Genomic DNA, 23,115 nt, shown 5'->3' with positions numbered 1-23,115 from the left:
TTTAACGATTTATATTCGAAATAAATTATTTGATTAAGCTAGCGCCATCAACTGAAGCCCAAGCTCCTGCTGCTAATGAAGCTCCTGTAGCTGTAGTACTTGTTGTGAAAGTTCCAGCAGGGAAAGCAACTGTAAAACCAGCAGCACCTGCGATAGGAGTTACATTTGTTGTGTTAGAAATTTTTACATTTAAAATTTTAATTTTAGATGTATTTACTTGGTGAGTGTTAGTTGCTGCATCTAAGATACTAACTACTGCACCTTGATAAGTTGTAGCTCCAGTTGTGAAGTTTCCATAACCATCAACAATGATGTTGCTGTATTCTCCGTTACCTTCTCTTTTGAATTGGAAAGCATCAACTTGGTTATCACCAACTTCAGGAACGTTTCCAGCTTCTCTTTTTAAAGTAATGTTAGTAACTTTTGGTCCGAAAGAATTGTCATTAGCAGATGCTTCGATTTCCATTCCGTAGTTTCCTTTTCCAGTTTGGTAAGCGTACCAGTTTGTATTAGCAGTACCTTGCCATCCGTCTTGCCAGTCAAAAGCGTCATCATAGTTACCATAAGAAATAGCGTTTGTCATACTTACAGTTCCTCCGAAGAATTCGAATCCATCGTCAGCACCTTTGTAAGCTACTAAGTGATCTAAAGTTGTTCCAGAACCTACAGAGTAGAATGTGAAAGCATTGTTTTCTTTTGTTCCGTCAGCTAATTTAGAACCAGCGTACTCAACTCTTACGTAGTTTAATGAACCACCATTGTGAGTTGCGTTAGATCCTCCGTAAGAAATATTGTTTCCGTCTTCAGAAGTTGAAGAAGTTCCTCCTCCAGCAACTTTTGCAGGTGCATCACCATACATGATGATACCTCCCCAAGAACCTGGAACTTTAGATTTTTCTGTAAAAACAACTGGTTTGTCAGCAGTTCCGTTGATGATAAGTTTTCCTCCGTTTAAAACAACTAAAGCATTGTCTCCAGTAGCTTTGTCTATAGTGATTGTAGATCCTGCATCAAAAGTTACAGTTACACCAGAATTAATTTTTACAATTCCTTTTAAAGTGTAGTTACCGTAAGCGTAAGTTTTGTTTGCAGTGATAGGACCTGTAATTTCTCCTGTAGCAGGTGTCGGTGCAGGAGTTGGATCGTCGCTGCTTGAGCAAGAATTAAAAAATAAACCTGTAGCAAGTGCTAAAGCAAGAATTTTAGTTTTCATAGTTTTGTGTTGTATTATTCGTTTTTATTTTTGTCAAAATTATGAGGTTAATCTATTTAGGGTGTTATCTGAGTATTACATTACGGTTATCAAAAATTGACCAAAATGTGAAGGGAATGTTAAGTGGATTTATGCAAATTGCTGCCATAAAAAAAGCCCCAGAATTTCTGGGGCTTTTGATATCTTTATTGTTAACATTAGAAAGTATAACCAAGTTTTACTGAGAATCCAACGCCTTTTTTGTAGCTGTTTGCTAATAAAGATGGCTCATCAACTTTTACAGTTCCGTTGTTTCCAAATTCTAATTGTCTTGCAGGGTTTAGTAAGTTGTCTGCTGTAAATTTCACATCAAAATGTTCTGAGATTTTACTTCCCCAAACAAAATCTAATTGAGATACAGGCAATTCGTAAGTGTTATCCTGACCGTTTGTTCCTACTGCATAAATTCTTTTTCCAAATACTCCATAAACAAGAGACATAGTGTTTGTCCAGTCTTTGCCTAAATTGAATTCATATTTTAAATCTGAGTTTACTAACCAATCTGACGCACCTTGTAATGATCTAGAGCTATGTGTTTCGATTGAATTTTTAACCGTTACATTTCCGTCCTCATCCTGAGATTCGTAAGTTTTTGCAACATTTACTTTCGTAGACATTAATGAGGCATTTAATCCGAAAGAGAAATGCTCAAGATTTTCGCTAATTCTGTTTAATCCTAAAAGGAATTCAACTTCTGCTCCGTACAAAGTTGCATTGTCAGAATTTAAGAAAGTAGTTACTGTTCCCGATGTAGCGTTTGCAATAAATGTTCTTTCAATTGGATTGTCAATATATTTTCCAAATATTCCAAAAGTGATCATTTCTTTAGCAGTTGGGAATAATTCGTATTTCAAGTCAACATTATAGTTGTCACTGTTTTTTAGTAATGAGTTACCTTGTGTTGAAGTGTTATCTGCATTGATGTATGAGATAGGGAAAGATTCCATTACAACTGGTTTTGTATATGTTTTACTTGCAGCGAAACGAATATTAGACGTTTCTGTCATAAGATATTTCAAGTTTACAGAAGGTAAAACATAAAGATTATTGTATGTTTTTATTTTGTACGGATCATCAAAAGAGCCTAAAGTTCTGAAATGTGTTTCTTTAATTGTATTTTCAACTCTTACACCTCCGTTAAGTTCAAACTTGTCAGCAAATTTCCAGAATAAGTTTGCGTATCCTGCATTTGCACTTTCATTAAGTTTTACTTTATAAGTTGTGTTTGAACTTTCAGCAAAAGCAACTACGTTGTTGTTAATGTCAGTTGTAATTTTCGAATCGATATTGTTGATATCGTTTGATGAAAAAGTACCACCATAACTTGATACAAAACGGTAAGAAGATTCCATTTTAGATGCATTTCCGTTATAACCAACAGTCAATTTGTTTTGTTTGTCTTTTCCGAATTTCAAATTGTATTCTAATAATCCAGAAACAAATACATTTCCGTCTACAGTTAAATATTGACGTAAGAAGTTGTTACCTCCGTAAGAAGTGTTGATTTGGTTATCTGCTTCCTGAGTACCAGTATAGAATTTTCTGTCTGGCTGACCGTATTTAGTATTTGCATAAGATACACCACCTTTTAAAGTTTGGTTTTTATCTTCTGTCAAATTGTATTCACCTAATAATTGAGCATTTAAATAATCCGTTTTGTCTAATTGATTCGTACGGATAAAGTTATTCGTGATACCATTATTGCTTAAAACCCCGTACTGATCTAAGATTGAGTTTAATGTGGTTTTTAAGTATAAAGTGTTGAAAGATAATTTATATCGTTCAGCTGAATAATTTACACCAACTAAAGCAGAAGTGCTAGTTTTGAAACGGTATTCAGTGTTGATGAAGTCATTGTTATATTTATCACCAAGTGTTTGCAATGTTCTATTAACACCTTCTCTAACTGCAAAGTTGTTGTCAAAATTAAGAGATAATAAATAGGAAATGTTACGGTTGTTGCTTAAATCAAATTTTTCAGCGTGCAGAAAATTGAAGCTTGAGTTTAATGGGCTTTTGCTTTTGCTTACGTTAAAACCTTTGTCTCCACTTACAGAATTTAATGCCTGATCTTGTGTGAAAGTTGTTCTTCCTGCAGTTTCGCCTAAGAAACTTGGCAATTCTCTATCTTTGCCATTAAATCCGAAGAAACCTGCGGCAGTATCTGCGTCTCCTGAAAGCAAGAAATCTTTAAAGCTGTTTCCAGTTGTATATCCTGCTCCAACATTTATTTTAGTGATAGCTTTTGTTGGTTTTGAAGTTTGAATGTTAAAAGTTCCTCCAGCGAAATCTCCATAAATATTTGGATTGAAAGTTTTGTAAACATCAATTACCCCTACAATATTTGTTGGGAACAAATCTAGCGGAACGATTTTTGAATATGGGCTGTTTGATGGAGCAGCAAGATCATTGATCAATAAGTTGTTGTAACGATCTTCAAGACCACGTACAAATATTCCTCTTGATCCTACTTTTGAGATTCCGGTTACTTTTGTCAAACCCTCTTCAACATCGCTTACGCCTTTTCTAGACATTTCCTGTGCACCAATACTTTGCTTGATTACCACAGCATTTTTTTGGTCTAATAAAAGAGCAGTTTCTTTTTCTTTGTTAGCAGTTGATTTTACAACTACATCTTTAAGAGTATAACTTCCAGACGAAAGTCCTTTGTTAATAGTTACAGTTTCATTTGCTTTTACAGCTACTGGAGCTTCAACAGATTCATATCCTAAAAAACTAAAGATTAAAGTATAATTTCCAGGATTTACGCTTAACGAATATTTTCCGTCTACGTCGGTATTTACGCTAATATTTGTACCTTTAACTAAAACATTAGCAAATGGCAGAGCAGCGTTGTTCATATCTTTGTCAGTCAGAACTCCAGAAATCGTACCTTTGTTTTGCGCGATCGAAATCGTACAGATAAATAATGCAATAAAGAGAAATCTTAAATTGAATTTCATTTTTTTTCAGTGTTGTGTTTGTGTCTTATTATTTTTGTGCAAAGAAAGAACCGCTCTGTGAAGTCCATGTTACCGACTTGTTATGTTTTTGTGTTGTTAAGATTATCAAATTGTTACGAGATTAAATTACGGTTAACACCATTTTTTAAAGGTTCTTTTGTTAGTATATTTACCCTGTGAAATAAGAAATATCGAATGTTTAATGAAGAAGTTTCGATATAAAAATCTCAATTTTTGCTATTTATGAAAAAAACACAAACTAAGATTTTATTAGTTGACGACGAACCAGATATCTTAGAAATCGTTGGCTATAACCTTGCTCAGGAAGGCTATCAGATTGTTACAGCTTCTAATGGAAAAGAAGCTATAGCAAAAGCACAGAAAGAGCTGCCAGAACTAATCATTATGGACGTGATGATGGCAGAAATGGACGGAATGGAGGCTTGCGAGCATATTAGAAAAATTCCAGAGTTAAATAATGTTATCATAACATTCCTTACAGCAAGAAGCGAAGATTATTCTCAAGTAGCTGGTTTTGATGCCGGTGCAGACGATTATATTACCAAGCCGATTAAGCCAAAATTATTGGTCTCAAAAGTAAAGGCGCTGTTAAGAAGGTTAAAAGAACAAGAAGTTGTTACAGATACTTTAAATGTAGGCGGAATCGAGATTAACCGTGAGGAATACAAAATCATAAAAGGCAATGTAGAAATTGCTCTGCCAAGAAAAGAATTCGAATTATTTTATTTATTAGCTTCAAAACCAGGTAAAGTTTTTAAAAGAGACGAAATCTTGGATAAAGTTTGGGGCAATGAAGTTGTAGTGGGTGGTAGAACAATCGATGTTCACATCAGAAAACTTCGCGAAAAAATAGGAGAAGATCTTTTTAAAACCATAAAAGGTGTTGGTTACAAATTTGAAGTTTAGATTTTTAAGATGCTAAGGTTCTGATATACTAAGTGATTTTAGAATTTGGTAAAGATTTAAACCCTTTCAAATTTTTTTAAAAATATTCAATACATTTAAACCATATAAGAATTGAAGCTGTACAATCTTCATTTTCTTATATGGTTTTTGAGTTATTCCTTTTTTGTTTTTTGATTTATTCAAAAGAAAATGACTTAAAAGCAAAACTTAATTTTCTTAATTTCTTAATGGTTCAATTTTTTCAATGAAAATTAATTTTAAAAAAACATACAAGTTTGCCATAAAATCGGCATTATATATCAGTCTCTTTACAACAGGATTTGTACTGATGCTAATGTCATTATTTTATAAAAATCAATTAAAACATCAAGTTGCGTTTGGAATCATTTTCATAATTGCAGTCTATATTTTCTCTTTTCTGGTTTTACAGTATCGTGTAGAACGATTTATTTACAGAAGAGTAAAGAAAATCTACGATGAGGTGTCGTTATTAGAATCAACAACCTTAATCAATCAGCCTATTAATACAGATATGGAAACGCTTTCGCGCGAAGTGAAAAAGTTCGCGACTGATAAAAAACTCGAAATCGAAATGCTTGAAATTCGTGAGCAATATAGAAGAGAATTTTTAGGAAACGTTTCGCACGAATTGAAAACGCCTCTCTTTACCGTTCAAGGTTATGTTTCGACTTTGCTTGATGGCGCAATGGATGACAAAAATATTAGAAAAAAATATTTAAAACGTGCCGAAAAAGGAGTAGAGCGCCTTATTTATATAGTAGAAGATCTAGACATGATTACCAAACTAGAATCGGGAGATTTGGATTTGAATATGACTGATTTTGATATTGTTGAATTGATTGAGAATGTTTTTGAACTGCTCGAAATGAAGGCAGACAAAAAGAAAATCAAACTGGCTTTTGAAAGTAAAAATGTGAAGTCGGTTATGATTAGAGGAGATCAAGACAGAATTCAACAAGTGCTGGAAAATTTGATTGTTAACTCTATTAAATACGGAAAAGAAGGTGGTTTGACTGAAGTTGGTGTTGTAAACTTAACCAAGAAAAAAGTCTTAATTCGTATCAGTGATAATGGTGAAGGAGTTGAAAAACAAAATATTCCGAGACTTTTTGAACGTTTTTATCGAGTGGATAAAAGCGGAACTCGATCTGAAGGAGGTTCTGGTTTAGGATTGGCAATTGTAAAGCATATTATTGAAGCGCATAAAGAGAAAGTTTATGTGGAAAGTGAGTTCGGAATTGGTTCTGAGTTCTCTTTTACGCTCGAAAAAGCAAATAAATCGTCAAAAGTTGACGTTAAATAAATGTAAGCTCAAATTCGCTAAAAGTCCTGAAATAGGGGTGTTTAACGATAAATAAACATACGGATTCTGGCCGTAACATTAAATTTTTATTATAGTAACATCTGGTTAATGATTTCTTAACATAGGTGCTCCATCTTTGCATCCTGAAATTAAGGGAATTACAGAACTAATGATAAAAAGAAAACTATTGGCAGTTTTATTACTGCTAGCTTGTGTGGCAAATGCACAAGAAACAAACAAACAAGAATTGAATAAACAGGATGTAAAAAACGAAGTAATGCGTATTTTAGATTCTATAAACAAAGCAAAACTTCCAGAGACGAAATCTGGAGGAGGAGTTGAAGAACATTGGTATGACAGAATCTCTTTGAGAGGTTATGCACAAATTAGATACAATGGTCTGTTTTCTACAAACGATAAAGTTTCCTGTGAGCAATGCGATAGATCTTGGGGAACAACTTCTACAGCTCCAGATGCAAAAGCAAACAACGGACTTTTTATTCGCCGTGCCCGTTTGGTATTTTCTGGGCAAGTGCACCCAAATGTATTTTTCTATTTTCAACCCGATTTTGCGAGTTCGCCGAGTACAGGAATTCAGAACTTTGTTCAAATTCGTGACCTGTATTTTGATCTTTCTTTTGACAAGAAAAAAGAATATCGAGTACGTGTCGGACAGAGTAAAATTCCATACGGATTTGAAAATATGCAGTCAAGTTCACAGCGTTTAACTTTAGACCGTGCCGATGCCATCAACTCTTCAATTTTAAACGAGCGTGATTTAGGAGTTTTCTTTTATTGGGCACCAGCCGAAATTAGAAAGCGTTTTGAAATGTTGGTTAAAGATGGCTACAAAGGTTCTGGAGATTTTGGAGTATTTGCTTTAGGGGTTTACAATGGTCAGATTGCAAATAAGTTAGACGGAAACAGAGACTTAAATGTTGTGTCTAGAATAACATATCCTTTTGTTATCGGAAGCCAGATTATAGAACCGGGAATTCAAGCTTATACTGGTAAATGGGCTTTTACAGGAGAAGTTTCGCCAGGAGTTACAGTTAATGATCCGCAATATGTAAAAGATCAGCGAGTTGGAGCGACTTTCGTTTTATATCCAAGACCATTCGGAATCCAGACGGAATACAACATAGGTACAGGACCTCGATACAATACGCTTACTAAAACTATTGATCAAACCGATTTAAATGGAGGTTACGTTTTATTAAACTACAAATGGGATCTTAAAAAACAGCGTATTTATCCTTTTGCCAAATTCCAATATTATGACGGAGGAAAAAAATACGAAAAAGATGCTAGAAGTTACGTCGTTAGAGATTATGAATTTGGTGTTGAATGGCAACCAATCAAAGCTTTTGAACTTACAGCAGAATACGTAGTAGCTGATCGAACTTTTGAAGATAGCGTTTTGCCTGTAAACAGACAGCAAGGAAATGTTTTAAGATTGCAAGTGCAGTTTAACTTCTAAAATCAGTACGCAGATAAAACAGATTCGCTTTCGCGAAGACGCGGATAAAAACTGATTTTTTATTTAAGGGAAAATTCAATTGCCTCCAGCTTTAGCTGGAGGTTTTTTTTATAGGAAGAAGTAATAGATAAAATCCGTATAATCTGCGTCTTTGCGATAGCAAATCCGCTTCATCCGCGTACAATCACGCAGTTTTGTCCTCAAAAACCTTAAATAATGAATCCCAATCAATATTATTTTCAAATTGGGATAATCCTTTAAACGATTTTACTTTTGATAAATTTTCAATGGTAAAGTCCTCTTGCATGGCATACGGCACAAGATTTTCTTCTTGAAGTTTAATCGCCAGATATTCCTGCTCATATTGACCTGGAGTTGGAATAAAAAAGGCTTTTTTACCCAGCTTTGCCAAATCCATTACCGTTGTATAACCCGAACGGCACAATACAAATTCACTTTCATTAAAAGTCTGTTCAAGCTGTTTGGAATTCATGAAGTTGTAATAAGTAACATTTCCAGCTTGCCATTTTTCCTGCGATTTTTCTACTTTCCCTTGTACAAAAACTACTTTTCCAGAATATTTTGCCGCTTCTTTCTGCAGTTTTTCGTCTAAGAAAGTGCGCTGCGGTTCTGGACCAGACAATATAATCATCAAATCATATATTTTTGGCGTATCCTTTTTTTTCATGCGGCTAAGCGGACCGATATATTTTAGATTCAGATCACTATTTTTCAAGTGTCCTAAATCTCCCGTCAGGTTTATTTTTTCATTAGAATCTGGAACCCAGCATTCATTGTATTTTTTAATAAAATGCTGATGACATTTACTGGTAAACCAAGTCGTATTTCCTGTCATTACGTTCAATTGATGTGTAATAAAAACAGAAGGCACTTTTTTACTGATAACTCCCAATCTATTATCCGAAATTATACCGTCAATGCCATGTTTTTTTATCCAATGATTCACCATTTTTTTCTCGTCCAAAATAGCAGTAATCATCTTCGGAAGATTTTTAATCAGCTTCCATTTAAAATTTTTGCCATTCTTCGCATATTCAATATGATAGGAAGGCAATTCTAAAGTTTGTATATAAGGAAATTCTTTTCGTAATAAAGCCAGAGCAACTCCATCAGAAGCAATAATCGGAATATAATTATTCTCCTGAAGCGCTTTGATAATAGGAATGCATCGAGTGGCATGTCCAAGTCCCCAATTTAATGGAGCCACTAAAATAGTTTTATTCGCAGAATAATCTATACTCATTTTTAACAGTTTTAAAAACGAAGATAGAAAAATATGTTTTTTATGTTATTTCGGAGGTATTACGAAATTATTAATTTAAGGTGCTAAGTTTCTGAGTTGCTAAGCTTCTAAGTTCAAAGATTTTCTATTTAGAAAACAAGAAAGAGGCTATCTCAAAAGGAAAATCAAGTTGAAGAATAGTACAAATGGAAAATTTCTCTAATAGCTAGCGAATAAAAAATTTTAGACTGAATCTGTACTTTTTATTCTACCTAGAAGCTCGAAACATAGCCCGTGGTTTCAACCACGGGGACATGCGAGGAGGAATTTCATTGCGTTCCCGTGGTTGAAACCACGGGTTATATTTGAATATAAATAAAAAAGAGGTTGTCTCGATTTTTTGAGACAGCCTCTTAATTTGTTAATCTTAGAATCTTAGCAACTTAGAGTCTCAGCATCTTAGAAACTTAATCCTGAATATACGTTTTATTACCATTTTTGTTAATATAGTATTTACCGCCTCTTGGTCCTGTATATACTTTTTTACCATTGTATTCGCCTGTTACTTTGTCTGGTACAGCGGGAGCTTTTTCGTTAGTTTCCTTTAAAGTTTTAGTAGCCGATTTTTTGGCAGCTGTGGCGTCTTTTTTAGTAGCGTCAGCCTTTGCGGTCGTTTTCTTGGCATCGGTTTTGGTTTTGTCAGCAGTGCTTTTTGCTTTGTCAGCGGTATTTTTTGCTTTATCAGATTCTACAGTAGCTTTTTTTGCATCAGCTTTAGCTTTTGCAGCTTCTTTGTCGGCAGTCTTTTTTGCAGCGTCAGCAGACTCTTTTTTGGCTTTTGTTGAAGCAGTTTTTGCGTCATCTGCTGCTTTTTTAGATTTTGACGCTTCTTTTTTTGCGTCAGCCGAAGCTTTGTCTGCGCTAGCTTTAGTTTTTTTTTGCCGAAGCTTCTGTTTTACTTTTCGCAGTTTTTGCAGTTGTTTCCTGAGCATAAAAATTAGAAGAGAAAACAACCATTAAACATAACAATACTAATTTTTTCATAAGGCTAAAAGTTTAAATTTCAATTAAAATTAAACAATTTATTGTCATCTTTTTCGCAAGACCTTAAAAATATGCGCGAAGCTGCACATTTCCTGTATGAATTGTATTCCCTGTTTCACTTTTCCTGCCTTGATAATTTAAATTAACATCCAAAAAAGACGTAATGTTCTTTTGCAGAAGCAGTTTCCAAACCAAATTTGACCCTGCCTGAAGTCCTTCTAGCATCTGAAAACCGACTGATGAAAATTCATTTCCGTTAAATTTATTTTCATAAAAAGAGAATTCTCCATTCACCGTCACTTTCTTTTCGCCTGCATAAGAAAAAGAAGTTCCGATTCTGTTTTGATCTAAAGTTTCGAAATTTCCAATTTGATTTTTTTTGTTTTGAAGTTCATAAAAGAAGTCCAACTTTGTATTTTTCGAGAATAGATAACTCACTTTTGGTGCCAGCTGCCAGCCTTGAATATCATAATTTTTTTCGACAAAATCTTTAGAAACCAAATCGGTTTTTATGGTTTTGGTGAAGAAATTAAATAACCAGCTATTTTGGTATAAATGGGTGTACTGAATTTGATGCGAATAATTCTGTACATGTTGCGAACCAACAGAAAGCAGACTTTTACCTTTATTAATCAAATAAGAATACGTAACAGAATGTTTTTGCTTGCCTCGATTGTAAAATAAACTATTTCTGAAACTAGAATTCAATCCTAAAATATTGTCTTCTGAAGAATCAAACGGATTGAGTTCTAACTTTTCGCCATCACTTTTGATCTTTCGATCCATTATAAAAGAAGTCTGATTGTAAAAATAAGACAGCAGTTTTTTAAATCCTTTTTCATTCTGCCACTGCAACGGATTTAAAGTTAAAGACTGCGAAAACTTATTTTGATTGGTTTTAATATAAACCTGATTCGGCAAAAATACCCTCACATATCTCGCCTGATCTTGGTAAACGGCAACTTCAAATTCCTCCAATTCCTGAATTCCGTTGCCGTTATAATCATTCCAAGTATAAACGCCTTGACCTGTTGGCACTTCTACATATGTAAATTCTTGCTGTGCAATAGTTCCAGAACTGGTTTCGTAAGCAGTTCCAATTTGCATGAGCTGATTAAAAAAGCGATCGTTGTACAGAATTCTCGAGTTTAATGAAGGTTCATTTTGTCTCGATTTATCTGTAAAATCTAAATTTCGATAACTCGCATAAACTGCCAAATCGGTTGTTTTGTTCTGAATCAGTTTTGATTTTAAATAATACGTCTGCGAATTATTGACATGCTGTAATAATCCGTTTTGCAAACTATCGTTTCTTCTTTGCAGAAAACCAACTTCAACAAAAACCTTAGTGCTGTCGCCCCGTCCAGTAAATATGCCATATTCTGAAAATCTTTGGCTTAAAGCCGAAAACTGATTGGTAACTTTATCTTTTTCCTGATTATCTTCCAATTGCATAGTTCCTCCAATCCAATTTTTTCCAAAATGATATTTGGTTCGGGTTTGGTTTCTAATGAATTTAGAAGTCGAAGCTGTGGCGTCAGAATTTAGGAAACTTCCGTTGTTTTCAATCGTCCAATTTTTCAATTTGAATAAAGCGTTTGTTGTATGCCTCGCTCCAGAATAGCTCTCACTAAAATCTAATTTCTCAAATTGATAAGTCAGCAAACCAATGTTTGAAGTTTCTTTTTTCGAAAATAAATCAAAATTCAAACCCGTAACCAAAAGGCTTTGATTACCATACAATGTTCCAGTTAAATTCCAGTCACGATTAAATTCAATATTGTACAAACGTTCTACCGATTTAAAATTTTGCTGTACGTATTGATAATTCGCGAAAGCATCTAAATTCCAGTTCCTGGAAAAAAGGCGTTTTTTAAGATTGGTTTTAAAAGCAATTCCTTCATTGTTCGAATCATCAATTGTAGAAAATAAATTCTGATCATTATTGCTGACAGCCAATTCAAAATCAACTAATGTTTTTTCATCAGGATTATATTTTCCTAAAAAAGTGGCTACCTGAAGTTTCATTGGCGCGACAAGCTGTACAATTGGTTCGTAATTTCCTTGCAGAATTCCGTTTACAGGTTCTACATATTGATAAATACGTTCAACAGAATTATTGTTTTGAATAATATAATTTCCCGCATTTGAACCAACTTGGCTAAATCGTACATTGTACAAAACATCGGCAGGATTATTTGAATATTCATAAGCTTCAACTGAGTTGACCAATATTTTTTTGTACAAGATTTTATTCTCGGCATAAGTATCTTCATAGGCAGAAGGTGCTTTCATCAAATTGACATCATCACCCGCCTGACTTAAAATCTGAACTTGTTCTGGAGAAAGATTTTGCTGCAAAGGCTGATTTTTCATATCATTTTCAGAATAAATATATCCGCCAAAACTCCAATTTTTATTTTCGTGCGTTGCGCCAGCGTATGTTACGAGACGATTATAATTTCTTTCAGAGTATTGATATTCGACATTAATACGCATTTCTGACGTGATGGTAAAAAGTGAAGTAAAAACAATTTCACCCGCATTATAATCAATTACATAATCGTTGTTTTCGCCACGTTTTAGCAAAACACCATTTACATAAACACGCTCTGAGCCTGAAATAACGAGAACATACAATTCGCCATTTTGGCCTTTTAGTTTATACGGACCTTGATTTCCTTCCTGACCTGTAAAAGTACTTTTTGTATATTGCCCTTTGACAAAAGCAACCGAAGCAAAAACGTTGGTTTTGCTTTTTTCGGTATCAAAATCGAAGTTGGCAGAAAGTCCTTGAACCTTTTTATTAAAGCCTAAAAATTGAGTTTTTCTGTTTTCTAAAAAGACATCGCCGGCTCGAATGTTCCAATCCTCACTAAAAAGTTCTATGAAAATATTATCAAATTGATCGAGTTTCTGTGAATAACCACCATCCTGCAACGGAATATTATTGTCCTGAAGCGATGCTCTTAAACTCACTTTGTCCGATAGTTTTCCTGTAATCTGCAAGTCTAAATTGGAGTTTAAAACCGTACTTTGATTATTTCCCACCGTAACGCCTCGAGTAATGCTTCCGGAAGTTTCCAGACCATCAAAAGGCGTTACTTTTTTTGCATTTGAACCATTATCAATTCGGTATAATTTGTCTGTTCCAACATCACCGCTTACAATCTGATCAGATTTGTAAAGGCTATATTCTTTGGTTAAGAAATCAGGATAGTTAAGATAATTGACAATTAAAGTATCTGAAACCGATTGGAATTTTTCATTTAAAAGCAAATATCCTTTTTGAAAATCGATCTTATAAAAAGTCGAATCGATAGGTTCGTTTTTAGTGTTCAGAATCTGGAAGAATCCAGAGTTGATGGCCACTTTTTCAAGACGAATGGTATCTTTTGAAACAACTACTTTTTTGGTTTTGTACAGCGATTCAGTTTCCTGAGCCTGAAGCGCAGAAAACCAGAAGAAAACCGTCAAAAACAGTAATTTTTTCAACATAAATACTCTAACTCTAAAAAGTCAAAAGTAGTATTTATAATCAAGAAATTGCAAATCTATACATATATGAGCTTTCAATTCTTTTAGAATTTTTTATAAAAAAAAAATGATTTTTTGTGAGTATATATTTATAAAATCGTCCTCTCTAGTATTAAAGAAATGATGTAGATTATGAATGTTTTAGTTGGAAATAAATTAAGAATGCTTAGAAAAAGTAAAAACATGTCACAAGAAGAAGTCGCAGATTATCTCCATATATCTCAATCAGCCTATGCTAGGATGGAAAATGGAGAAAGTGGTTCTTGGGCTATTCATATTTTAAAAATCTCTAAAATTTTTGTAATAAGCCCTGAAGAATTATTAATTATGGATGACGAAAGAAAGGATGAATCTTCGTCAGGGGCTGTTACTCAATTATCGAAAAAAAGTCATAGAACAATATGAAGAACGAATAAAGGAGTTAAAAAAGGTAATTAAGGATTTGAAGAAGAGAAATGATAATAAAATGTAATAAAAAAGATTCCATATTAGGAGTCTTCCTTTGTTATTTGTTGTTATCCTTTGGGAGTTTTATTCCACGTCTAAAAAATATTAGGAAAGCTATTGCTAAGAATAATGCTAAGTATAATTTTAAATCAAATTTGTGATCAATTATTTTTTGTAAAGAGAATGAATTCCCTTCAAAAAAAATAATCCAAAACATTACGATTATAGCAATAGGACTAAAAATATAGTTATATACAAAAGTGAGTATTTTTATATTATTTGGTTTCATAATTATTCTATAAATCTTATTAATGTCTCGTCTGAAGTGTTTAAAACAGTATTTATTAGATTGTCAGAGTTTTCAAATATATAAAAATTAAATTGATCAGGATCATTTGGAGCAATAATCTCTATATAGAAATCATCAAAGTAGATATACTCAGCTTCTAAAGTTGAGCGTTCCATAGCACAGTCTATAAAAGCCCATGTAAGTTCCACTAGTCCTCCGCTTACAGCTCCTTTAGCTGCCCCAAAAACAGCTCCACCTATAGCCCCACTGGCAGTTCCTATACCAGGCAATGCTACAGTTCCTCCAGCTGCACCCACCATTGCCCCTCCAGCTGCACCTACTAAAGCTCCAGTTGCGACTGCTCTTCCTATACCTTTTCCTTTTGTTGCAAAGCAATCTCCAAAACCAGCCGCTTTTCCTGTTTTACTAGTTTGAGATTTGTTTAAAATTGCGCCTATTTCATTAGTGGTTTTTTCAATTGTACTAAATATAAAATTAGCTTCATTTTTAAAATCTAATGAAAAATTGCTGTTGTTAACCGAGATTCTTTTTGAATTCAAAAGTTCAATAATCTTATTATCGTAACAGTTTGCAAGATCCTGATAAAAACTTAGCATAAACTGACTCTCTTCTTGATTATAATGAGGGGCTAAAGTAATTTTAATGGTTGTTTCATGTTGGGTACTTTTATTAGCATTCAATGATTTTGGTTTAGTTTTAAAATACTTTAAATAGTTTTCTTCAACATTAGAATTTACAGTTAAAGTTCTTAGTGTACTGATTTGCTTATCCACTGATTTGTTTAAAGTAAAATAATCGATCTTATTCTCTGATTTACTTTCTGTAAACTCGTCTTTACTGCATGAATAAAATATGCCAATAAGCATTACTGTGATAAAAAATAGTTTCTTCATTTTTTTGATAATTGGTTGGTTAGTAATTATTGAACTAAAAAAACTAAATTACTTACCTTATCATAATTGTATTATGTGAAATCAGGGTATTTTTAACCTTAATCCGCATAAGTTTAATAGAATTGGGATATTATTTTCCTAATAAGCCAATCTTTTTTTAGCTTTGTTTAGGATATAACGAACTTACATTATGGATACTACCAAAGAACTTCTATTCTTTTTTAGTGCTTTAGGAGCTTTCAACGGAATTATTCTTGGAATTTATTTCTTCTTTTTTACCAAGAAAAAATACTTAACCAATTATTTCCTTGGAGCGCTCTTGTTTGCCTTAAGTATCCGAATTGGGAAATCTGTATTTGTTTATTTTCATCCCGAATTGCCAAGAATGTACTTGCAATTTGGACTTACAGCTTGTTTTTTCATCGGACCTTTTTTGTATTACTTTATTAAATCGGCTATTGATGAAGTGCAAACAATGCCCAAATCCTGGAAATTTATTTTGGCATTTTGGGCAATTTTTATTGTATCTGTCGGCATTTTATATCCGTACGAAATGTATCCGAAATTTTGGGGAGGCTTTTTTATAAAAATCATTTATTTTCAATGGTTTGTTTATATTGCTTTTGCTGGTTTTGAACTTCGTAGCGTTCTAAGAAAAATCTTGAGTAGAAAAGAAAAAACAACTCCGTCAGAAATGTGGTTCGGAATGTTGTTTTTTGGTAATTTTCTCTTATTTCTGTTTTATTTCTTGGCCATTATGGGAGCTTCTGCAGCAACTTATATAAGTGGCGCAGTTGTTTTTTCATTCATTTTATATTTAGGAATTTCAATTCTTTTGTACAGAAAAAAAACCGACGATCTATTTTTATTGAATGGAAAGATTTCGAATAAAAAAATAGATTCGGAAGAAGCATTAATCTGGTCAGAAAAACTAGAAAAGGTTATGTCTGAAAAAAGTTTGTATAAAAATCCGAATCTGACCCTTCAAGATTTGTCTCAGGAAATTAATATCTCTAGTCATCAATTATCGCAGTTTCTGAATAGTAATTTAGGAAAGAATTTTACGAGTTATGTAAACGAATTTAGAATTAGTGAAGCTTGTAAAATTATTACATCTTCAGATAAATTGACTCTAGAATCCGTTGGTTATGATGTTGGTTTTAATTCTAAATCTACTTTTTTCGCGGCCTTCAAAAAACATACGGGAACCACTCCGCTTAACTATCAGCTTCAAGCTTTACAAACTTAAATATGAGTATAGGCAAAGAAATGTTATTCTTTTTTGGTGCTTTGGGCGCTTTCAACGGATTTATTCTAAGTCTGTATTTTTTATTTTTTACCAAGAAAAAAATATCTTTCTAATCTTTTTCTTGGTGCGCTTTTGTTTATTTTAAGTACCAGAATTGTGGTTACAGTTTTGGTTTACTTTAATAATGATTTGCCTAAAATCTATCTTCAAATTGGGCTTTCAGCTTGTATGTTAGTTAGTCCGCTTTTGTATTATGTTTTAAAATCAGGAATCCGAAACAACATTTTGATACAATGGAAATGGCATCTAGCCACTTGGGTTTTGGTAATTCTAATAATTGGTTTTGTATTTCCATATCAAAATTATCCAGTTTTATGGAATGATTATTTTGTAACAGCTATTTTTCTTCAATGGTTTTCATACTTCTTTATTTCTGGTTTTGAAAACAGAGAATTGCTTCAAAAAGTAACTCAGAATTATACCGATTCTTCACCTTCAGAGAGATGGTTCGGAATGATTTTTCTGGGAAATGCTTCAATATTTATGGCTTACTTTCTCGGATTTGCGCGAGTTCCGTTTGTTTCCTGCATTACGGGAGCGCTTGCTTTCACCTTTATTTTATACCTGATCATTTTGGTTCTTTTGCACAGAAAGAAAACAGATGATTTATTTCTGCTTAATATTCAAAAAGATAAAAAACTGAACAATGAAGAAGCCGAGATTTTATTCCAAAAATTGGAAAATATCATGAATGAAAAAGTATTATATAAAAATCCGAATTTGAGTTTAAAAGATTTATCTAAAGAAGTAAATATATCCAGCCATCAGTTGTCTCAGTTTCTAAATAACAATCTCGGAAAGAATTTTACCAGTTTCATAAATGAATTTAGAATTCAAAATGCTTGCGAAATTATAACTTCAAATGATAAACTGACATTAGAATCTGTTGGTTACGATGTGGGATTTAATTCCAAATCAACCTTTTTTGCGGCTTTTAAAAAACATACTGGAACCACACCTTTAAACTATCAAATTCAGGCTTTGCAGGCATAAATAGAGTATTAATTTATAAATCCGTACTCCTGATTTCGCTTTCGATTACCTTATAAAGGGATTAAGAACTGACTTTTGTTTTATCAAAGTCAAAACTTAATCGCTAAAATTTATGAGGTTTTTAATTTTATTTTTCGTTTACATTTATTGTTTTCTTTTCAATGTAACGCAATCCAATGCACAGTCAATTCAGACAATTTCTGGGAGAGTCGTCAATTCAAATAACGAATTAATGATGGGAACAGCTTCTATAGTATCAGTCAAAGATTCTACAATAATAAAGCATCAGGATTTTTTAGATGGTGTTTTTCAAATATCAGATATAAATCAAAAAGAGGTGTTGGTAAAACTAACTTCGGCAGAATTTGCAGATCGCTATTTGAATGTTAATTTTTCGGGAACAGAAAATATAGATTTAGGTGCTATTATTGTAAAAGAAAATCATAATCAACTATCAGAAGTTGTCGTAAAAAGCCAGCCTTCATTATTAAAATATGGAGCTAATGGAAATCTCGATGTCAATGTAAACGGAACTGTTCTGGCAACCAGCAGTTCGGTAAACGAATTGCTTGGAAGAGTGCCAAATGTTGTGGTCGCCGACGGAGAAATTAGCGTTGTCGGGAAAGGTGAAGCCATTATTTATCTCAACGGAGTTTTGATTAATTACGAACGGTTTGCCGCAATTCCAGTTTCTCAGATTCAAAAAATTGAAGTTATTTCCAATCCTTCTTCGAGATATGATGCCGAAGGAAAAGCGGTGATCAATATTATAACCAAACAAAATATGGATAGTGGTGTAATGGGAACTGTCAATCAGCATGTAACAGTGTCTAAATTTGGAGGAACGCTTTACAACACGCTTTTAGATTTTAATTATTCGAAAGGGAAATTCTCTTTTGTAACCAATTATGGTTTGCAGTTGGGAAGAAACCGTGAATTGTTGTATACAACTAGAGAACGTTCAAATCCTGATGATTTTATGAAATCTGAATTGACAACCGATTGGAAAAGAAGGTTTAATAATTATTCTAATTTCGGATTTGGACTTCAATATAGTTTTTCTCCAACTAATTATATTTCATTGGCTTATAGCGGAAATGTGAACGATTTGGGCGGCATTACAGAAAGCAGGAATTCGATAACTAATAACTCAGGAAAAAGTTTTTATGCCACAGACGTTGACCGAAACGATGTTTTGTTAAATCAGTTTATCAATTTGAATTATAATTGGACAACTTCGAATGGTTCAACATTATTTATAGGATCACAATTTTCAAATTATAATCAAACCATAAGAGATTTTATTGAAGAAAGCAGTTTGGTTGAACAAACAGATTCTGAGAGATTTTTGAAGAATAATGTTGGAAGCCGAATCAATATAATAGCTGTTCAAGTCGATTATTCGCAGAAAATAAACGAAAAAACAAAACTAGAAATAGGAACGAAGTTTAGCCACGCCACCATAAATTCGGGAACAGATTTTTTGATTTCTAATGATAACGTAGATTTTGAACTCGATGATGAGCTTTCAAGTGATTTTGAATACAATGAAAAAATTGCTGCCGCGTACTTAAATTATATTGGAACATTAAACGAAAAAGTCAATTTTTCTCTTGGCGTAAGGGCAGAAAAAACGAGTTATGATTTATTTGCAAATGCCAACGGAATTCAGAAATATGAGAAATCATACAGTAATTTTTTTCCAAACGCACTTTTAAACTTTAATCTTTCAGAAGACTGGAAAGGACATTTTTCGTATGTTTCCAGAATTACAAGACCTAGATATCAGGCTTTAAATCCGTATGTGATTTATCAGGATCCATTTACGACAATTGAAGGAAATCCAAATCTGCTTCCAGAAAAAACACATGCTTTTGAAATAGGTATGATGTACGAAAAGTTCGATTTTAAAGTCGGCTACACTTATAAAATCGATCCTATTTCGGCGGCAGCTTTACGTGGAGATACACCAAACAGTTATATTTTAAGAGCACTGAATCTAGAAAAAGGGCATACTTTTTTTTACTTCGTTATCCCGATCTTTCAACTTCAAATGGTGGAATTCTGTTAATACAGCAAGTATTACTTGGCAGAAATCTGTAGATAATTATTATGCATTTGCTTTTAGTCCAGTAAAACCTCAGATTTATTTATATACTAATAATACATTTACAATTCCAAAACTCTTTAAATTGCAGTTCTTAGCTTGGTATTTAAGTGATAGAAGTCATGGATTAGGAAGCGAAAATGCTCGCTCAACCATAACTTTAGGAATAGAACGAAACTTTTTTAAAGATGCACTAAAACTCAATTTTACTGCAAACGACATCTTTCATAAGTTTATGGTTTCTGGTGATTATAACGTCGGGCAAACTCAAATTTATTATCACCGAACCTATAGCACTGATTATTTTAAATTAATTGCGACTTACAATTTTGGAGACTCAAAAAAGACGACTTATAAGAAAGCTGAAATTGAACAGTCAGAGAATAATAGGGCGAGGTAGATTGCTTAATGCTTTTAGATATAAGCATTTAGGCGATGATTCAGACTGTTTATCATTTTCAATGAATTGTTTATTCTCTTATTGATTTATTATCCTAATGCAATTATGATTAATAGTTAATGAAGAGATTTCGTTTTTAACTTCTTTTCTGTTTTATATATAACAATAACAACACATAATATCAAACTTATAAATGTTGATGAATCAGTTAGTGACGTACTTCCATATGTTAGGTACAATACAATTTGAACTAAAAGTAGGAATGATAATAGAAGTAATAAAAGATTTGTGCTGTATTTTTGAGCAAAGTCCCAGTTTGATTTGCTTTTCATAGAAGTTGCTGTTCGATATCCATATAAAGAATTTATATTCTTTGGAGGAAATAGTTTAGTTATAAGGATTATAGCCAATGAGATAGCAACAATCGGGTTTTTAGATAAAAGATTTAGTACTTCCATTTTTTTATTTCTTTCTGGCTAGAAAAACTGTTATTGCTTGTTGGCTTTTCCTTTTTTCAATTGTGTATAGGTTATAAGAATTCCAACTGTAGATAAAAATGGACCAATTACCAATCTAAAATCTGAAAAAGAAATGTCTTTGATATCCTTTGTAAGCAACGGACTTAAAGATATACTGACGTATAATAAACCAAGGATAATGAAAACCAATAAAAAACTTTTTTTACTCATTTTAGGTTCTTTAGAAAGAAAAGTAAATTTAATAAAAAAATAGATAAAATAGAGAAAATTCTTTCGTAATAAAAAAGGCTTCACAATTAAGCGAAGCCTTTCTAAATATATTTGAATTGAAATAATTACCTTTTATAAAGCAATATTAGATTAATTCTTTAGTGACAATCTGCATAGTTTCGCGACTAACTTGTTTTAGTAGAACTTCTTTGTTTGCCTCGACAGTTTGCGCTGCCTCTTCTGTAAAGTGACGGATTGTATATAAGGTTACATTTTCGCTGTATTCCACTTTGAATTTTTTAGAAAGAATAGCATTCAATTCTGGGAAATTTCCAAATTTATCTTCCACACAAACAGAGAAACTAATTGCTGAGTTCTGAATCAAGTTTACTTTGATTTTGAATTCGTGGAATAATCCAAAAATCTCACTGATGTTTTCTTCCATAATGAAAGAGAAATCAATAGAAGAAAGCGAAATTAAAAGCTGTTCTCTTTTTACGATAAAACATGGATATTGCGGTTCCAAATCTACACCTTTAGAAACGCAAGTTCCTTTTAATAAAGGATTAACGAATGATTTTACATACAACGGAATTTCTTTTTTCTGTAATGGCTGTAATGTTTTTGGGTGAATAACCGTTGCTCCATAAAATGCCAATTCGATAGCTTCACGATATGAAATTTGGTTTAACAAACTTGCATTTTCAAAATAGCGCGGATCGGCATTCATAACTCCAGGAACGTCTTTCCAGATTGTTACACTTTCAGCGTTTAAGCAGTAAGCAAAAATTCCGGCAGTATAATCAGAACCCTCACGGCCAAGAGTTGTTGTAAAATTATTTTCGTCTGCACCTAAGAAACCTTGTGTGATATTTAATTGTTTTCTAGGTACATTTTTGCTGATGTTTTGCTGCGTAGTTTCCCAGTCAACTTCTGCATCTCTGTAGTTTGCATTCGTTTTAATGAAATTACGAACATCAAGCCATTGCGTCTGAATTCCTCTAAAATTCATATAATGGCTTAAGATATTAGTCGAAATCAATTCACCAAAACTTACCACCTGATCGTAAACAAAGTTGTAATTTGGAGATTTATTATGCGCCAAGAAGTATTCTAATTCGTCAAACTGAGCATTTACAGCTGTAAAAACGGCATGATTTTCATCTTCAAACAAATCCAATAAGATTTGATTGTGATATTTTTTAATTTCTTGAACAGAAGCATTTAATTCTGTCGATTTTTCAAAGTAATTCTTGATTACAACTTCGAGAGCATTTGTAGTTTTTCCCATCGCAGAAACTACCAAAATCACGTCTTCATAACCCACTTTTTGTAAAACGTCGTATACGTTTTTAATTCCATCTGCATCTTTTACCGATGCACCACCAAATTTAAATACTCTCATTTTTAATTTTAGATTTTTAGATTTTTTTTGCCACGAATTCACGAACTTTTTTTTTCTAATCTTTACGAATAAAAATTCGTGAATTCGTGGCGAATTGCCACAGATTTTAAAATCCTTTTAATCTTTATAATCTGTGGCTAAATATTTTTTTTTTATAATTTTTCTAAGAACGAATTAATTCCCGTTTCATCCATTTGAACAACCTGCCAGCCATCGAGAATTCTCGCGCCAGAATTCTTGTAAAAATTAACAGCTGGAGTATTCCAATCCAAAACATTCCATTCCACTCTTCTAACATTGTCTCTTTTTCCTTGTTTCATGATTTCAGCATAAAGGGCAGAACCTAAACCTGTGCCTCGCATCTTCTCTTTTACAATCAAATCTTCAAGATGAATCGTCTTTCCTTTCCAGGTAGAATAGCGGTAATAATACAACGCAATTCCAACAATTTCTTTTTGTTTTTCTTCGTTTTCGATCTCTGCAACAAAAACGTGAAATAATGGTTTTTCGCCAAAACCGTCGCGCACTAAATCTTCCTCTGTAATGACAACCGCATCGGGTTCTTTTTCGAATATTGCAAGCTCCTGAATAAGCCCTAACACCGATTTCATATCTTCAGGATTTCCTTTTCTAATATTCATATATTCTTATTTTTAACTATTTATTATCTAAAAAAGCGTCATTTTATTGGATGCTTTTTGCAGATTGTTAGCAAATATACAATAGTAGCAAACAAACAAAATAATTTTTAAATCATTCTCACAAAATAAGCGATATTTGTGACTTAAAAAT

17 protein-coding genes are annotated in these 23,115 nt (G+C 32.9%); 8 read left to right on the top strand and 9 right to left on the bottom strand.

The annotated features are described in order from the left end of the window. Positions 1–25: 25 nt before the first annotated feature. The gene (locus ABDW27_RS10130; protein WP_343695788.1) at positions 26–1,213 is read right to left on the bottom strand and encodes a hypothetical protein; all 1,188 of its coding nucleotides are present in this window, start codon (positions 1,211–1,213) and stop codon (positions 26–28) included. Between the two features lie 197 nt (positions 1,214–1,410). Continuing rightward, complete coding sequence (locus tag ABDW27_RS10125; protein ID WP_343695787.1) at positions 1,411–4,215, bottom strand: TonB-dependent receptor; 2,805 nt, start codon at positions 4,213–4,215, stop codon at positions 1,411–1,413. 243 nt (positions 4,216–4,458) lie between these two features. Between ABDW27_RS10125 and ABDW27_RS10120 the strand changes: the two genes are divergently transcribed. The 3 genes from ABDW27_RS10120 to ABDW27_RS10110 all read left to right on the top strand — a co-directional run bounded on the left by ABDW27_RS10120 (position 4,459) and on the right by ABDW27_RS10110 (position 7,946). Next, on the top strand, positions 4,459–5,142 hold the full coding sequence (locus ABDW27_RS10120) for a response regulator transcription factor (RefSeq protein WP_133526253.1): 684 nt from the start codon (positions 4,459–4,461) through the stop codon (positions 5,140–5,142). 244 nt (positions 5,143–5,386) lie between these two features. After that, positions 5,387–6,466: an ATP-binding protein gene (locus ABDW27_RS10115; RefSeq protein WP_343695786.1), complete on the top strand. Its 1,080-nt coding sequence runs from the start codon at positions 5,387–5,389 to the stop codon at positions 6,464–6,466. Positions 6,467–6,635: 169 nt separating this feature from the next. Beyond that, positions 6,636–7,946 carry a porin gene (locus ABDW27_RS10110; protein ID WP_343695785.1) on the top strand — a complete coding sequence of 437 codons (1,311 nt, stop codon included), beginning with the start codon at positions 6,636–6,638 and terminating at the stop codon, positions 7,944–7,946. A gap of 184 nt (positions 7,947–8,130) precedes the next feature. Here ABDW27_RS10110 and ABDW27_RS10105 read toward each other — a convergent pair whose 3' ends face one another. From ABDW27_RS10105 to ABDW27_RS10095, 3 genes are all read right to left on the bottom strand, one after another. Continuing rightward, positions 8,131–9,210, bottom strand: coding sequence for a glycosyltransferase (locus ABDW27_RS10105; RefSeq protein ID WP_343695784.1), 1,080 nt, complete (start codon positions 9,208–9,210; stop codon positions 8,131–8,133). Between the two features lie 446 nt (positions 9,211–9,656). Further along, positions 9,657–10,181: a hypothetical protein gene (locus ABDW27_RS10100; RefSeq protein ID WP_343695783.1), complete on the bottom strand. Its 525-nt coding sequence runs from the start codon at positions 10,179–10,181 to the stop codon at positions 9,657–9,659. A gap of 115 nt (positions 10,182–10,296) precedes the next feature. Further along, a complete protein-coding gene (locus ABDW27_RS10095; protein WP_343695782.1) occupies positions 10,297–13,731 on the bottom strand; it encodes a hypothetical protein in 3,435 nt (1,144 codons plus the stop codon). 171 nt (positions 13,732–13,902) lie between these two features. Here ABDW27_RS10095 and ABDW27_RS10090 point away from each other — a divergent pair, with 171 nt between their 5' ends. Continuing rightward, entirely contained in the window at positions 13,903–14,175 is a 273-nt protein-coding gene (locus tag ABDW27_RS10090) for a helix-turn-helix transcriptional regulator (RefSeq protein ID WP_343695781.1), read from the top strand. Positions 14,176–14,508: 333 nt separating this feature from the next. On the opposite strand, the gene ABDW27_RS10085 is transcribed toward ABDW27_RS10090, so the two are convergent. Next, on the bottom strand, positions 14,509–15,420 hold the full coding sequence (locus tag ABDW27_RS10085; RefSeq protein ID WP_343695780.1) for a glycine zipper family protein: 912 nt from the start codon (positions 15,418–15,420) through the stop codon (positions 14,509–14,511). Between the two features lie 190 nt (positions 15,421–15,610). Between ABDW27_RS10085 and ABDW27_RS10080 the strand changes: the two genes are divergently transcribed. The 4 genes from ABDW27_RS10080 (at position 15,611) to ABDW27_RS10065 (ending at position 20,229) form a co-directional block, all read left to right on the top strand. Beyond that, positions 15,611–16,669: a helix-turn-helix domain-containing protein gene (locus ABDW27_RS10080; protein WP_343695779.1), complete on the top strand. Its 1,059-nt coding sequence runs from the start codon at positions 15,611–15,613 to the stop codon at positions 16,667–16,669. Positions 16,670–16,825: 156 nt separating this feature from the next. Continuing rightward, positions 16,826–17,722, top strand: a complete 897-nt coding sequence (locus tag ABDW27_RS10075; RefSeq protein ID WP_343695778.1) for a helix-turn-helix domain-containing protein — start codon at positions 16,826–16,828, stop codon at positions 17,720–17,722. Between the two features lie 112 nt (positions 17,723–17,834). Beyond that, entirely contained in the window at positions 17,835–19,793 is a 1,959-nt protein-coding gene (locus ABDW27_RS10070; protein WP_343695777.1) for a TonB-dependent receptor, read from the top strand. Then, positions 19,735–20,229 (top strand): outer membrane beta-barrel protein, encoded by a 495-nt coding sequence (locus tag ABDW27_RS10065; RefSeq protein WP_343698126.1) that lies wholly within the window; start codon positions 19,735–19,737, stop codon positions 20,227–20,229. Before ABDW27_RS10070 ends, ABDW27_RS10065 begins: the two co-directional genes overlap by 59 nt. A 488-nt stretch (positions 20,230–20,717) precedes the next feature. Here the strand turns inward: ABDW27_RS10065 and ABDW27_RS10060 are convergent, their stop codons facing one another. The 3 genes from ABDW27_RS10060 to ABDW27_RS10050 all read right to left on the bottom strand — a co-directional run bounded on the left by ABDW27_RS10060 (position 20,718) and on the right by ABDW27_RS10050 (position 22,964). Beyond that, on the bottom strand, positions 20,718–20,918 hold the full coding sequence (locus ABDW27_RS10060; RefSeq protein WP_066033447.1) for a hypothetical protein: 201 nt from the start codon (positions 20,916–20,918) through the stop codon (positions 20,718–20,720). A 145-nt stretch (positions 20,919–21,063) separates the two neighbouring features. Beyond that, the gene (locus tag ABDW27_RS10055) at positions 21,064–22,323 is read right to left on the bottom strand and encodes an aspartate kinase (RefSeq protein WP_343695776.1); all 1,260 of its coding nucleotides are present in this window, start codon (positions 22,321–22,323) and stop codon (positions 21,064–21,066) included. A gap of 152 nt (positions 22,324–22,475) precedes the next feature. Beyond that, a complete protein-coding gene (locus ABDW27_RS10050; RefSeq protein WP_343695775.1) occupies positions 22,476–22,964 on the bottom strand; it encodes a GNAT family N-acetyltransferase in 489 nt (162 codons plus the stop codon). Positions 22,965–23,115: the final 151 nt, after the last annotated feature.

The sequence above is a fragment of the Flavobacterium sp. genome (genome assembly GCF_039595935.1).
GTDB lineage: Bacteria > Bacteroidota > Bacteroidia > Flavobacteriales > Flavobacteriaceae > Flavobacterium.
The sequence above is the reverse complement of the archived record's forward strand: the minus strand, read 5'-3'. Positions and strand labels throughout refer to the sequence as shown.

Coding starts and splice junctions, on each gene's coding strand:
- ABDW27_RS10130 (WP_343695788.1), bottom strand. CDS start 1,213: ATGAAAACTAAAATTCTTGCTTTAGCACTTGCTACAGGTTTATTTTTT.
- ABDW27_RS10125 (WP_343695787.1), bottom strand. CDS start 4,215: ATGAAATTCAATTTAAGATTTCTCTTTATTGCATTATTTATCTGTACG.
- ABDW27_RS10120 (WP_133526253.1), top strand. CDS start 4,459: ATGAAAAAAACACAAACTAAGATTTTATTAGTTGACGACGAACCAGAT.
- ABDW27_RS10115 (WP_343695786.1), top strand. CDS start 5,387: ATGAAAATTAATTTTAAAAAAACATACAAGTTTGCCATAAAATCGGCA.
- ABDW27_RS10110 (WP_343695785.1), top strand. CDS start 6,636: ATGATAAAAAGAAAACTATTGGCAGTTTTATTACTGCTAGCTTGTGTG.
- ABDW27_RS10105 (WP_343695784.1), bottom strand. CDS start 9,210: ATGAGTATAGATTATTCTGCGAATAAAACTATTTTAGTGGCTCCATTA.
- ABDW27_RS10100 (WP_343695783.1), bottom strand. CDS start 10,181: ATGCTCAGGAAACAACTGCAAAAACTGCGAAAAGTAAAACAGAAGCTT.
- ABDW27_RS10095 (WP_343695782.1), bottom strand. CDS start 13,731: ATGTTGAAAAAATTACTGTTTTTGACGGTTTTCTTCTGGTTTTCTGCG.
- ABDW27_RS10090 (WP_343695781.1), top strand. CDS start 13,903: ATGAATGTTTTAGTTGGAAATAAATTAAGAATGCTTAGAAAAAGTAAA.
- ABDW27_RS10085 (WP_343695780.1), bottom strand. CDS start 15,420: ATGAAGAAACTATTTTTTATCACAGTAATGCTTATTGGCATATTTTAT.
- ABDW27_RS10080 (WP_343695779.1), top strand. CDS start 15,611: ATGGATACTACCAAAGAACTTCTATTCTTTTTTAGTGCTTTAGGAGCT.
- ABDW27_RS10070 (WP_343695777.1), top strand. CDS start 17,835: ATGAGGTTTTTAATTTTATTTTTCGTTTACATTTATTGTTTTCTTTTC.
- ABDW27_RS10060 (WP_066033447.1), bottom strand. CDS start 20,918: ATGAGTAAAAAAAGTTTTTTATTGGTTTTCATTATCCTTGGTTTATTA.
- ABDW27_RS10055 (WP_343695776.1), bottom strand. CDS start 22,323: ATGAGAGTATTTAAATTTGGTGGTGCATCGGTAAAAGATGCAGATGGA.
- ABDW27_RS10050 (WP_343695775.1), bottom strand. CDS start 22,964: ATGAATATTAGAAAAGGAAATCCTGAAGATATGAAATCGGTGTTAGGG.